The organism is Streptomyces sp. NPDC107454 (genome assembly GCF_055582885.1).
Genome location: NZ_JBVJPA010000004.1, coordinates 423,028 through 435,501, shown reverse-complemented (window position 1 = coordinate 435,501; position 12,474 = coordinate 423,028). Strand labels below are relative to the sequence as shown.

General features: G+C 69.2%; 16 protein-coding genes. 5 read left to right on the top strand and 11 right to left on the bottom strand.

The features are described from left to right. The first annotated feature begins 161 nt into the window (after positions 1-161). Positions 162-902, top strand: a complete 741-nt coding sequence (locus tag ACZ69M_RS12180; RefSeq protein ID WP_470049075.1) for an SDR family NAD(P)-dependent oxidoreductase — start codon at positions 162-164, stop codon at positions 900-902. Positions 903-967: 65 nt separating this feature from the next. Here the strand turns inward: ACZ69M_RS12180 and ACZ69M_RS12175 are convergent, their stop codons facing one another. Further along, positions 968-1,393, bottom strand: a complete 426-nt coding sequence (locus tag ACZ69M_RS12175) for an SRPBCC family protein (protein WP_470049073.1) — start codon at positions 1,391-1,393, stop codon at positions 968-970. Between the two features lie 29 nt (positions 1,394-1,422). Beyond that, positions 1,423-2,433, bottom strand: a complete 1,011-nt coding sequence (locus ACZ69M_RS12170) for an aldo/keto reductase (RefSeq protein ID WP_470049072.1) — start codon at positions 2,431-2,433, stop codon at positions 1,423-1,425. 147 nt (positions 2,434-2,580) lie between these two features. Between ACZ69M_RS12170 and ACZ69M_RS12165 the strand changes: the two genes are divergently transcribed. Beyond that, entirely contained in the window at positions 2,581-3,480 is a 900-nt protein-coding gene (locus ACZ69M_RS12165; protein WP_470049070.1) for a LysR substrate-binding domain-containing protein, read from the top strand. A gap of 296 nt (positions 3,481-3,776) precedes the next feature. Here the strand turns inward: ACZ69M_RS12165 and ACZ69M_RS12160 are convergent, their stop codons facing one another. From ACZ69M_RS12160 to ACZ69M_RS12135, 6 genes are all read right to left on the bottom strand, one after another. Further along, the gene (locus tag ACZ69M_RS12160) at positions 3,777-3,998 is read right to left on the bottom strand and encodes a hypothetical protein (RefSeq protein ID WP_470049068.1); all 222 of its coding nucleotides are present in this window, start codon (positions 3,996-3,998) and stop codon (positions 3,777-3,779) included. Between the two features lie 290 nt (positions 3,999-4,288). Continuing rightward, complete coding sequence (locus ACZ69M_RS12155; protein WP_470049357.1) at positions 4,289-5,176, bottom strand: hypothetical protein; 888 nt, start codon at positions 5,174-5,176, stop codon at positions 4,289-4,291. Positions 5,177-5,661: 485 nt separating this feature from the next. After that, the gene (locus tag ACZ69M_RS12150) at positions 5,662-6,225 is read right to left on the bottom strand and encodes a hypothetical protein (protein WP_470049066.1); all 564 of its coding nucleotides are present in this window, start codon (positions 6,223-6,225) and stop codon (positions 5,662-5,664) included. A gap of 169 nt (positions 6,226-6,394) precedes the next feature. Beyond that, complete coding sequence (locus ACZ69M_RS12145) at positions 6,395-6,667, bottom strand: helix-turn-helix domain-containing protein (RefSeq protein ID WP_470049064.1); 273 nt, start codon at positions 6,665-6,667, stop codon at positions 6,395-6,397. Between the two features lie 101 nt (positions 6,668-6,768). Further along, positions 6,769-7,206, bottom strand: coding sequence for a glutaredoxin domain-containing protein (locus ACZ69M_RS12140; RefSeq protein ID WP_470049062.1), 438 nt, complete (start codon positions 7,204-7,206; stop codon positions 6,769-6,771). Between the two features lie 271 nt (positions 7,207-7,477). Beyond that, positions 7,478-7,732, bottom strand: a complete 255-nt coding sequence (locus tag ACZ69M_RS12135) for an EamA family transporter (protein ID WP_470049060.1) — start codon at positions 7,730-7,732, stop codon at positions 7,478-7,480. A gap of 58 nt (positions 7,733-7,790) precedes the next feature. On the opposite strand from ACZ69M_RS12135, the gene ACZ69M_RS12130 reads away from it, so the two are divergent. Beyond that, entirely contained in the window at positions 7,791-8,315 is a 525-nt protein-coding gene (locus ACZ69M_RS12130) for a P-loop nucleotide/nucleoside kinase family protein (RefSeq protein ID WP_470049058.1), read from the top strand. 118 nt (positions 8,316-8,433) lie between these two features. On the opposite strand, the gene ACZ69M_RS12125 is transcribed toward ACZ69M_RS12130, so the two are convergent. The 3 genes from ACZ69M_RS12125 to ACZ69M_RS12115 form a co-directional block, all read right to left on the bottom strand. Then, positions 8,434-8,838 (bottom strand): actin-binding ADF family protein, encoded by a 405-nt coding sequence (locus tag ACZ69M_RS12125; RefSeq protein WP_470049056.1) that lies wholly within the window; start codon positions 8,836-8,838, stop codon positions 8,434-8,436. A 281-nt stretch (positions 8,839-9,119) separates the two neighbouring features. Then, on the bottom strand, positions 9,120-9,983 hold the full coding sequence (locus ACZ69M_RS12120) for an SCO6745 family protein (RefSeq protein ID WP_470049355.1): 864 nt from the start codon (positions 9,981-9,983) through the stop codon (positions 9,120-9,122). A gap of 58 nt (positions 9,984-10,041) precedes the next feature. Further along, positions 10,042-10,584: a YbhB/YbcL family Raf kinase inhibitor-like protein gene (locus tag ACZ69M_RS12115; RefSeq protein WP_470049054.1), complete on the bottom strand. Its 543-nt coding sequence runs from the start codon at positions 10,582-10,584 to the stop codon at positions 10,042-10,044. A gap of 95 nt (positions 10,585-10,679) precedes the next feature. Between ACZ69M_RS12115 and ACZ69M_RS12110 the strand changes: the two genes are divergently transcribed. Continuing rightward, positions 10,680-11,360, top strand: a complete 681-nt coding sequence (locus tag ACZ69M_RS12110) for a GntR family transcriptional regulator (protein ID WP_470049052.1) — start codon at positions 10,680-10,682, stop codon at positions 11,358-11,360. A gap of 330 nt (positions 11,361-11,690) precedes the next feature. Then, entirely contained in the window at positions 11,691-12,356 is a 666-nt protein-coding gene (locus ACZ69M_RS12105; RefSeq protein WP_470049050.1) for a nitroreductase, read from the top strand. The last annotated feature ends 118 nt before the right edge of the window (positions 12,357-12,474 follow it).

Sequence of the window (12,474 nt, the reverse complement as noted above, 5' to 3'; positions counted from 1 at the left end):
CTGGGATGTGCCTTCACTCTCACGTCGATCGGGAGCCGGCGTATTCGACATGCCCGGTGACACTCGACAGACCCGCCCACCAGAGCGTGCCCTCCCGGCGGCTGAACTCCAGGGCGGATTCCCGCCAGCTTCCGGCACTGGCGCCAGCAATGCTCAACCTGATGAATCGACTTGAAGGAAACGTGGCCCTGATCACGGGCGGAAGCCGGGGTATCGGTGCCGCTGTGGCACTACGACTGGCCGAAGAAGGCGCCGACCTCGTCCTGACCTATGAGAACAACGCGGAACGCGCCGGCGAGGTCGTGGAGCAGATCAAGGCCAGGGGGCGCCGAGCCCTTGCCATCCAAGCCGACAGCGCGGTCCCTGAGGCACTCACCGCCGCCGTGGACGAGGCCGCCGCGACGTTCGGCAGACTCGACATCCTGGTCAACAACGCCGGGGTCTTCCTCGTCGGCCCACTTGAAGACCTGGGGTCGGCAGAGATCGACCGCACTCTGGCGGTGAACGTCCGGGCACCGTTCGCGGCGTCCCAGGCGGCAGTGCGTCATATGGACCAGGGCGGCCGGATCATCAGCATCGGCAGCAATGTCGCCGAGCGTGCGGTCTTTCCCGGACTGGCGCTGTACTCGATGAGCAAGACGGCTCTGGTCGGGATGACGAAGGGCCTGGCCCGGGAGCTCGGCCCGCGTGGAGTCACCGTCAATCTGGTGCACCCCGGCCCCACCGACACGGACACCAACCCCGCCGACGGGCCGAACGCCGAGATGATCGCCGGCTTCACCGCGGTTGGCCGCTATGCGGAAGCGGCCGAGATCGCGGCCACCGTCGCCCACCTGGCAAGTGCGGACGGCGCGTACATCACCGGAGCCTCGATCCACGTCGACGGCGGGTTCACCGCGTGACACGCGAGCTCCACTCCGCAACCAACTCTTCGCCGACCGCAGCTACGAACGGGCCTGCCGCCTCATCACCCACCGACAACTGCGTCGAGTGTCTTCTTCAGCGCGGCCAGACCCTCGGCGTAGATGCCGTGGAACAGGGTGATCGCTTCTTCGTCGCTCGTCCCTGCCGGTGTGAAGGTGCCGGACCACTCCACACGGCTCTGGCCGCCGGACACTTCATGCACGGTGAGGGTGGAGCGGTAGTCGGTGACAGGGAACGGGGCCTGGAGAATGGAGTAGCTGTACGTGCGCGCCTGGTTGTCGAACGCTTCAAGGCGTTCGACGATGACGCCGCCTTCCTCGTTCGCGAGGCTGCGGACACGGCCACCCTCACTGAGCGTGCTCGTGGGAATGTAGGGCAGCCAGTCGGGCAGGGAGTCGAAGCCGCCGATGAGCTGCCAGACGCGCGCGGCGGGCACGGGGATGTCGATGGTTGCGGTCGTAGTGGCCATGGTCGTCTCCTCAACAGGTGCGGTAAAAGTCAGGCGCTGGGTACGGGGGCGTTCTGAGTGACCAGCCCTTCCGTGCGCAGAGCCGTCCAGAAGGCCGCCGGAACCCTCTCGCCGAGTGCGGCGGCGTCCTCTGCGATGCGGCTCGGCCGGGAGGCGCCGGGGATGGCGGCGGCGACCGCGGGGTGAGCAAGGGAGAACTGCAGCGCTGCCGCCTTGATACCGACGCCGCGCCGGCCTGCGAGTGCCTTGATGCGCTCCACCTTGGTGATGACCGGGGCGGGGGCCTTCTGGTACTCGAAGTGCTGCCCACCGGCCAGGACGCCGGAGCTGTACGGTCCGCCTACGACGATGTCGACGTCCTGGGCCTTCGCGGCCGGCAGCAGCCGCTGCAGGGCGCGCTCGTGGTCGAGCAGCGTGTAGCGGCCGGCGAGAAGGAACGCGTCCGGCTTCGGCTCGTCGAGGTCCAGCGTCAGCTCCAGGGGCTCGACCCTGTTGACCCCTAGGCCCCAGGCCCTGATGACGCCTTCGTCGCGCAGCTTCTGCAGCACCCGGAATGCGCCGGTACGGGCGGTCTCGTACGCGGCGAGCCACTCGTCGCCGTAGAAGTCCTGCGCGACGTCGTGCACCCACACGATGTCGAGGCGGTCCGTCTTCAGTCGCTTGAGGCTGTCCTCGATGGAGCGCAGCGTGGCGTCGGCCGAGTAGTCGTTGACGATCTTGTTGGGGCGTCCGTGTTCGAACAGTCCGCCCTTCTCGCCCAGGTCACGGGTGGCGGGATCCTCGATCTCGTCGAGGATGACGCGGCCGACCTTCGTGCTCAGGACGAACTCGTCGCGGGGGCGTCCGGCCAGGGCTTCACCGAGCCGGAGCTCGGACAGGCCCGCGCCGTAGAAGGGCGCGGTGTCGAAGTAGCGGATGCCGTTGTCCCAGGCGGCGTCCACGGTGGCCGCGGCCTCTTCGTCGGGTATGGCCCGGAACATGTTGCCCAGCGGTGCGGTGCCGAAGCCCAGGCGGCCGGGCAGGAAGGACTTGATGGCCATGGTGCGGATCCTTGCTGTACGAGTTGCGATGGATATGCCTTATACGCCGTTCGCGCATTCCGTCGGTCTGACACGTTCGAGGCTAGGATCTAGACTTGAGACTGTCCAAGACTTACTTGGACACACTTGAGTCCCTAGAGGTCTGACATGCTTGACCTGCGGCAACTCCGCTACTTCGTCGCCGTCGCCGAGACCGAACACGTCGGCCAGGCCGCCGAGCGGCTGCACATGTCCCAGTCACCGCTCAGCCGGCAGATCGCGCAACTCGAGCAGAACCTGGGCCTCACCCTGTTCGAACGCGGCCAGCAGAGAATCCGGCTCACCCGGGACGGCCAGGTCTTCCTGGCCGAAGCCCGTGCGCTACTGCGGCATGCTGATCGTCTGGAGAACCTGGGCCGACGGCTGGGCCGCGGAGAAGAGGGCGGCCTGTGCATCGGCTACGTCGCCGACGCCATGCACACCGGCATCCTGCCCGGCGCGCTACGCGCTCTGCACAACGAACGCCCCGGCATCCACATCGCTCTGTACAACCTGCCGCCCACCGAACAGTTTGAAGGCCTGCGGCAGCGCAGCCTCGACATCGCGCTCGTCCATGAACCTCCGACCGCGGATGAGTCTGACCTACTGGCCGCACCCCTGCTCGAGGACCCGCTGCTCCTGGCCCTGCCCGCGGGGCATCCCCTCGCCGACCAGGAAAAGGTGACTCCCGGGGACCTCGATGGTCAGCCATGGATCGCAGTCGAGAATGCCCAGGACCCCTCTTGGCGGGACACCTTCGTCGCCACCTGCACGGCTGCCGGCTTCACCCCCGACATCCGCCTCGACGCCGCCGAGCCACTGACCGCGCTCGGCCTGGTCGCCTCCGGGCTCGGACTCGCACTCGTGCAGAAAAGCATGGTGCGCGCCACCACCGAGGATGTCGCGGTGCGCGAGCTTCCCTGGCACGACACATGCATCCAGCTGTGGGCCGCATGGCACCGAGTCGACCTGCGGCCCCTGGTGACATCGTTCCGCGCCACAGTCCTGAGCACCAGCAGCGCCACCTAGGACCTGCCCGACAGGTCCCCGCCCTGGTGGGCGGGGTGTGCAGATGCCGGCGGGCGCCCGGTCGCCCTATGGAAACCGATCTCGATCAGGCATGGGTGTCGACGCACCATCGCGGACACGCGCTGCTCCATCGTGTCGATTCCACGACCGGCCTGATCGATACGGACTTCGTCGTCATCGACGACTGGTTGCGAGACCGGCGTACTCGGGCTCAGCAACGGAAGCGGACGGAGGCGCCGGGCCGGGCCCACCGTGGCCCCGACCCCGCGCCCACGTGAGAGGTCACGCCCAGGCGCTCAGATGGTGACGCAGATGTTGTCCTCGATGGTGCGGCGGTCGCGCTCCAGGCCGCCGCAGACGAGGCGGTTGGACTGCTCGTAGCCCACCGTCCACTTGTGGGACGCGGCGCTGACTCGAGGGGAGCGGAATTCGCCCCAGTAGGCACGCAGGGTCCCAGGCAGGCCGTCCTTGGTGTAGGCGGTGATGTCCTGGACGAACTTGTTGTGATGTGCGGTCATGACGCAGATGTACTTGCCGCAGTGGGAATCGACTCCGCGCGTCGCGGCGCCGGCCGGCACGCCGGCTGCAAGGGGAGCGACGGCAAGCGCCGCTGCGAGGATGAGGCCGAAGCGAGTGATCTTCATGCCCGGCCCAACGCCCGAAGTGGCCGGCAGACACGCGAACATCCCCGTCCGGCTCGCTGTGGCACCGCCGACTGCGGCCGTTCCCCCACGAGGCCACCGCAATCCCCGCATCGGCGAACGCGGCCAGGCGGCGGCATACCGCCACCGCTCAAGTCCGGCGTTGGTCAGTCGGACTGTTCGGGCCCCGTGGACGGGGTGCTTTCGGCTGACCCCCCGAAGTCCGGGCTGGTGAAGTCCGGGCTGGTGAAGCTCGGGCGCGGACCCGCCGCGGGGCCGCCGTCGGGGCTGCTGAACCCCGGCCGGTCGTAGCCGAGGTGCGGCATGCGGCCGGTGGTCGGTGTCGGTGACGGACGGGTCAGTGCCGCCGTGCCCGGATCGGCGAGGGCCTCCCGGAGGAACGGCATGATGCCGCGCTCCAGCAGGGCCTCGCGCCAGGCTTCCCTGGCCCGGGCCACCTCCGCGTTGAGCTCGCCGGGTGCTCCGGCGTGGAGCGAGGACGAGCCGTCGCGCAGAGCGGTGAGCAGCAGCCCGGCCGCGGCGACCAGGATCGCGGCCGCCGTGACCGCGCCGAAGACCCACCCGGTGGTCAGCAGGGTCTGGGCGAACGCCGACTCGGGGGTGAGGACCTTCAGGACGAACCCCACGAGCAGGAAGATCGCCGCGGCTGTCCCGGCGAGGACGGGCGCGAGCACCGCGACGACGGCGATCACACCGGCCCCGGAGGTCTCGTCGCGCTCTCCCCTGGTGGCGGCGAGCCCCATCGCGCCCGCGTCCGGCTCCCCGGAGCCTGACGCGTAGGCGGACCAGGGGGTGGACGGCGCCGGGCGGCGCAGTTCCTCGCGGACCTTCACGTAGTGCGCGTACTCGGTCGCCGCGGCCGCCGTGATGAGTGCGGTGGCGTTGAGCGCCATGGTGCGCAGCTGTTCGGCATTGAGCCGCCGGCCGACAGCGGCGAGTTCCGGGCGGTGTGGGGCGGAGCGCAGCACCTCATCGAGGATCCGCTCGTATTCCTGGCGGTCCTCGCTCAGCAGGTGCTGCGGAACCGGATCCACCCACCGCGAGCCGTGTTCCCGGCGGCCCTTGCCCGGTTCGCGGTGCGGCACGCCGCCATCTTTGTGCTCGGGGCGTCCCTCCTCTTGCGCCCGTGGTCGCTCGCCCGGTGTGTACGGCGGCAGGACGGGGCTGCTCGTGCGGTCGCTGAACCGTGCTTTCGTCTCCCCTTCCGACTCATTCCGCACGGATGCGTCGGACGCCTTCGCCGGGTGCACCCGGATGCCCAGGACCGAAGTCAGCAGACTGCGCGCACGGGGAGGTCGGCGCGGGCTCGCGACGCCACTCGGTTTTGTCGCAGCGCGGTTGGTGTCGGTGGGGATACCTTCGGGCGGTTCGGAAGTCCTGGAGGAAAAAGGAGTTGGCGAGACGACGGTCCGCACCCGAGTGTCGACCGGCTTGAACGACCCGGTGGGCCGCCGAAAGCCTGGTGAGCGGCGCGAGATGACGGCCAGGACCCGGCCGGCGAAGGATTCAGCGGCCGGCGTCATACCTGCCCCCCTGCGTCTGATGATCCCTGTGGCGCGATGATGCCTGCGTCCGGCTGCGCGCTGTCTGCGGGAGGACCCGCTGCCTGTGGCCGGAGGGGAACACCGTTGGCGTGGCCGTAACCGTAAACCGGCTGCGCTTGCCCCTGAAGGGCTTGCTGCTGTGCCTCCTCGGCCACACCGCCCAAGGCGGCCCGGCCGGCGCTCTTGACCGCCAGTGGCACCAGCGTGGCGAGTTGTTGAACGGCTGACAGTGCCCCTAAGCCGACCATATAGGCCACGAGCGGGTTCACACTGTGCGGGTAGGTCGCGGCGAGGGCGCCCGTCGGGGCCCCACTCACGAACAACCGCAGCACCGCGGCAACGCAGTAACCCGGCCAGCCGGGCGCGGGCAACTGCTCCTCGCCGGGCCGTACATCGGGCCTGCGCCGAGGAGGCTCGACCGTGTCCGGCTGCACGTTCCATGGCATTTTGTGGTGCCACTTGACGGACTTGATGACGTCGACGGCCTCCATGGTGGCACCACCAGCCACCCCCACCCACGCGGCCATCAACCAGTCCATGAGCCGAGATTAGAAGGTCGCACAGTGTCAGGGAACGACCTCGCAATATTCGCCCCAGTCACACGGCATCTTCACCCTGCGTGATCACGACGGGCCACAGCACCGACCACACCGGCCACACCGGCCACACCGAGCAGGACAGCATGATCCGCCACTCCGTCATTTCGCCTCACCAGAGGAACCGACCCCGTACGGCACTGGACCGGGGCCCGTCGCCGAAGGCCGGCCGGCGCACCCTGCGGAACCGGCACGTGGTCTCCATCCTCGGCGGCAGCGAGCGGCCGCCGAGGTAGCGCTGCCAGGAGCTGACGCTGAATCCGGTCTTGGCGGCGAGCGACGTCAGGCTCAGCTCACACCGGTCCTCGCACCGCCGCAACTCCCCCACCAGCCGCTGCAATTCCACCGGTACGTCGTCGCGCTCGCGCCGCCGACGGGCTGCCATCCGCTCCTCCCGCCCCGCAAGGGCAGCGGGCCTGCCCCACCGCGCCATCGTACGAGCGCGCCGAGCCACTGCCGTCCGCTGCCACGAAGCACCGCTTCCGATCAGGTGGAAGGGGAGAGCTGTTGGCGCACCCATTCGGGATCGGGGTTGACGTGCGGCCGGCCCGCCACGACGACGGTCGGCACGGTCTCGTCGCCGTCGTTGGCCGCCCTGACGGCTGCCGCTCCAGCCGGGTCACGCCAGATGTCGACCCAGTGCAACTGGCGGGCGCTACGGCCCAGCCGGATACGCAGTCGCAGGCAGTACGTGCAGCCCGACCGCCAGAAGACGACCGGCCGGCCGTCCACCGCGCTGCGGCGTTGCGCCTCCAGCGCGCCGATCGACCTCGGGAAGATGAGAGGTGAGTTCACGGCTGCGAGCAGCACAAACACCAGCAGGAGCGCTGCGGCTGCGCCGGGCTGCCCCCTGAAGACCAGCCCTGCCGCGACGACTGAGCCGCAGAGCACGAACAGCGTCGGCAGGATCCAAGCGCGCATCATGAGGACGCAGGTTATCGGCGAGTCGAAGTGCTCCTCGAACCAGGCCGCTCACCTGGGCGTTCGCCGGCCGTCCGGGCTGCCTTCGGCTGATCGTGTGCTCCGGCCAAGGATGCACGTGACCAGGACGAAGGCCGTGCGGGCGAGTCTGTCGACGCGGGCACGGCGCGAGGTACGACGCGTTGATCCCCAGGCTGCCAACGGGCGCCCAGGGAGCGTCTTTTGGACTACCGCGCATGAATGATCGACGGGGCTCGGTAGCCGCCAGGCGCCGCTACGGGCCGTCGCCCCACTGTCCCCGCTCGATCATGCCCAGCACCACCCCGCCGATGATGATCACGCCGCCCGTCACCTGGGCGAGCCGGATCGACTCCCCGTTGATCACGACGGCGCCGATGACGCCGAAGACCGGGACCAGGTTGAGGATGTTGACAGCGACGCTCGACGCCATCCTGCGCAGAACGTAGTTGTGATCGTCTTGTCCCGCGCGCTGCGGGGCAGCGGCGTTCCAGCTCTTTGCGCGGCTCACGCGGAACGGGAAGCTGAAAGCAGTTGTCCTCCATGTGGTTTCCATGAACGATCCGGGTGTGACCACGTTGTTTCTGACGGTCGGCCTGCCGGGGGCCGGCAAGACCACGAGGGCTCGGCAGCTGGCCAAGCAGCACAGCGCTCTGCGGCTGACGCCGGATGAGTGGATGATTCCGCTGTTCGGCGAGTCGGAGTCGGACGGCAAGCGCGATGTCCTGGAAGGACGGCTGCTCTCACTCGCTCTGGAGGCACTGAGGCTTGGAACGAACGTGGTCCTGGATTTCGGATGCTGGTCTCGTGACGAGAGGTCCGCGATCCGCTGGTTGGTGGAGGCCGCGGGCGCGTCCTGCCACCTCGTGTACATGCCGGTCGACCAGGAGACCCAGCGCGCACGGATCGCCCACCGCCAGTCGACCGCTCCGGATCGGACGTTCCCGATGAGCGAGGCGGACCTCTCGCACTGGAGGACGCTGTTCGAGGAGCCCAATGCCACGGAACTCGATGGGCAGGAAATCGGCGGTCCGCCTCCTGGGTGGCCGGGCTGGCTCGAGTGGGCCGCCGATCGGTGGCCGTCCTTCGCATGACTCACGGGGGACGAAGACCACGCTCCCGCAGAGCCCACGCGTGGCCGTCGGGATCGGTGAACTCGGCGGGGCAGCCCGTCGCCGATCCAGTCCGCGCCACCGCCAGGAGGAAGGTAAGTCAACAGGCCTGGGAGACAAGCGCCTTGTACTCCACGTCGGACAGGTCTGTGGCCTGTACGTGGAGCTGGACACCGTCGAGCAGGTTCCGGAGCGTGCCGTAGCCGGAGGAGTGCGCGACCCTCTCCTCGGCGTTCGTGCCCGCCGGGCACCAGGAGATCAGCACGATCTTCTCCTGACGGGTCCCGTCCGCTGTTGCGAAGAGCAGGTCGTGGACGACGTACCGGGGCTCGTCGGCAGGCAGGGCCTTCAGTAGTTCGTCGTGTGTCAGGTTCCCCTTGGCGTCGGGGATGACGGTCTTCAGCTTGTCGCTGAGCCGGTAGATCACTGTGTTGATGTCCCGCCTGCTTTTCAGCTCCTGGAAGGCGCTGATACAGCTGTCGTCCACTGAGATACCACCGCTCACGACGAGTCCTTCTGATCATTGGGAGAGCAGGCCAAGCGGCTCAACGAACCGGCTCCCCGGGAGGTTCTGGGCCGCTCGCCCGCTTCGTGGCGAGGAAAGGTCGTGATCAAGCGGTCAGGTCATATCCCTCCTGGTCGGGCCGCCACGGCGCCGAGCCGACGGACGGCTTCGGCGGCGTGAAGTCCCCGGCGGGCGCCGGTGATACGACCGCGCTCGCGGCGGTGATCCAGACGCCCGGCGCCAGCCGCTTCTTCGGCTGTACGCCCCTGGACCCCTCGGCCTCAGCCCTTGCCGAAGTGCTCCGTGGGGAACGCGCCCGCCGCCCTGAGGGTTCTGGTGAAGCCGCCGGCCAGCTCGGTGAGGCGCGCGGTGGCGGCAGCGCCGAGGTGGTCGTACGGGGCGGCGTCGAGGCGGTCGGTGAGCGCCTCGGCCTCACCACGCAGGGCCGTGCCCGCCTCCGTGAGGTCCCCCGCCTCGTCCAGCAGCCCGCGCTCGCACAGCCGGTCCCTGGCGGCGGCCCACTGCTCCGCGGACCACCCGCGTGTCCGCATGAACAACGCCGACGTCGGCGCCGTACCGGTGGCGTTGTGCAGGACGAGGGCCTCGATCCCGGACAGGTCGGCCACCGCCAGAGCGGCGAGGTGACCGTCACCCCGGTGCTCACGCAGCAGCGTCGCGGCGTGCCACAAGGCCAGGTGCGGTTCCTCGGGCACGGAAAGGGCGGCGTTGGCGGCGTACAGCGGCCGCGCCTCGCGGCGGCACGCCTCGGTGGCGCGCAGCGCCAGCTCGGCCGCCTCGGCCATCCCCTTCGACGTGAGGGCCTCCTCCCCGAGCAGCCGCCGCAGCGTCCCGTCCGCACCGCGCAGTCGGGCCGCGAGCACCGCCTCCGGCGTGGTGACGGCCCACGCGGCGGGGATGTACCGGGCCACGTGCTCGTGGTTGAAGTTGTGGAACGTCGCTGTGACGGTGCCCGCGCCGACCTCGCCGAGCGGAGCCGCGCGGCCCGCGAAGTAGGCCATGGCGCCGCGCTCCAGCCCGAGTGCCGCGAGTTCGTCCTGCTGCTCCGGCGCGAAGTACACGGATGTGTGCACGGGATTGACGACGTTGTGGCAGCGGCGTCCCGCGCTCGCCTCGAATGCGGTCATCTCGAATGAAGTCATCAGGACGAGCCGCCCGGAAGGAGCTGCCGGCCGCACCCGGGCCTCACTCGCCGGCCCACGGCACGAGGACGGCTCGGGCGAGCGTGTGCTGGAGGATGAAGAAGCTGAGGGCGGCCGGGGTCGACTCCGGGGTGATGCCGAGGGTCGTCACGGACGGTATGTCGAGTGCGTTGACGGCGATGTAGTAGCGGTGCTTGCCGGTTCCCGGCGGTGGCGCGGCGCCGACGTAGGCGGTCGCGCGAACGTCGTTCGCGACGTGGAAAGCGCCGTGCGGCAGGCCGCCGTTGCCGGGCGTGCCGGCGCCGGCGCCGGCGTCGAGGGACGTCACGTCGGCGGCGATGTCGGCCACCGCCCAGTGCCAGAAACCGGACGGGGTCGGGGCGTCCGGGTCGTACATCGTGACGACGAAGCTGCGGGTGGCGGCCGGGAAGCCGACCCACGACAGCTGGGGGGAGCGGTCCTCGGCTCCGGCGGCGCCGCTCATGGCGGCGAACTGCGCCACCGGCAACGGGCCTCCGTCGGTGACGTCCGCGCTCGTGACGGCGAACTGGGGAACGGCGGGCATGGTGTCGTACGGACTGCTCATCGGGTCTCCCATCGGGACAGACGCTTGCTGACTTTCAATAATCAACCACACTTTTAAAAATGCTGCCAGCTGTCAAATGTTGTAAGATCCGTCCTGTGGCGAGAGGAGCCGGGCAGCAGACCCGCAGTGAGGTGGTGCAAGACCGCATCCGGGCCGACATCCTGGGCGGCCGGCTCCGGCCTGGCCAGCGGTTGAAGTTCCCCGAACTCAGCGAGCAGTACGGGGTGAGCACCGGCGCCGTACGCGAAGCCCTGCTCAAGCTGGTCGCCAAGAACCTGGTCAGCTCCGAGGCGCACCACGGTTTCCAGGTCACCGACGTCACCGCTCGCGGGCTGGCCGACCTGACCGACACCCGCACCGAGATCGAGTCCCTCACCCTGAGCCGCGCCATCAGTGAGGGCGGCCTCGCGTGGCAGGCTCAGGTGCTGGCCGCCCACCACACTTTCGAGCAGACCCCGCGCGGCGACGGTGACCAGCCGAGCGAGGACTGGCTGATCGCCCATGCCGACTTCCACACCGCGCTCCTGGCCGGCTGCGCCAACCCCCGGCTGCGCGACCTGGCCGCCTCCCTGAGGGAAGAGGCCGAACTGTACCGGCGGTGGAGCCGGCCCACACCGGCAGAGACGAACCGCTGGACCGACCAGGCCGTCCACAAAGAACACCGCGACCTGCTCGACGCGGTCATGGCCCGCGACAGCGAGCGGGCCGACGCCGTCCTGCGCCGCATGATCAGCTCCACGTCAGGCATGGTCCTGGACACCGAGCCGCACGCGTGACGCGCGGCTGAGGATCGCGGCGAGGCGGCATGCACCGGCCGTCCGCCGAAGCTCGCCCCAGGGGACCACGAAGCTCGGCACGCGGTACGCCGTGGGCGACCTGGCGAACGCGACCAGCGTGCGCGCCGCCGTGGACCGCGCCGAGAACCTGTACGGCCGGCTCGACATCGCCGCCATCCGAACCACCGCCGGGACGGGCGGTCAACAACCTCGTGTGGGCCCTCGTGAGAGCGGACAGCGCCAAAGCTCCGCCCGGTCCGCTCGCCTGATGCGACGATCATCCACGTGTCTTCGCTGCCCGCCATGGAGTGAGTGAGAGGACGAGAAGACGTGGATGTGTACGAAGCCGTGGACAGTCGCAGGGCCGTGCGGGCGTTCAGCGATGAGCCGATACCCAAGGAGGTGCTCGAACGAGTTCTGGCCGCAGCGACGCGGGCCCCGTCGAGTGGGAATCTCCAGCCTTGGCATGTGTATGTCGTGACCGGTGAGCCCTTGGCCGAACTGAAGAGACGCGCGACGGCCAGGGCGCTGGCGGGAGACCCGGGTGATGAGCGGGAGTATCCGATGTACCCGGCCGAACTGACCTCACCGTACCTGGACCGTTTCTCCGCCGCGGCTGCCCAGCGGTACAAGGCGTTGGGAATCAGGCGCGACGACCCCGACAGGCCCACGAAGATCGCCGCTGTGAACTCGGAGGCGTTCGGGGCGCCGGTCGTGCTGTTCTGCTACCTCGACCGGACGATGGGGCCCGGGCAGTGGGGGGACGCGGGGATGTACTTGCAGACGGTCATGCTGTTGCTGAGGGCGGAAGGCTTGCACAGCTGCCCCCAGGTGATGTGGACGATGTTCCGCGAGACCGTCAGCAAGGTGGTGGGAGCCGATGACGGGCTCGTGCTGTTCTGCGGTGTCGCGGTGGGGTTCGAGAAGGAGGGCGTGCCACGGGTGCGTACCGGGCGGGCGGACATGACGGAGACAGTGAGCTTCATCGGAGTATGACCAGTATGAACCGCTGACTGACCAGCGATCCTCACGACAGACGGGTCGTCAGTCAGTGGCTGCCGGTGAAGATTTCGCGGACCGCGTAGTGGACCGCGCGTAGCCGGCGGCCGGCACC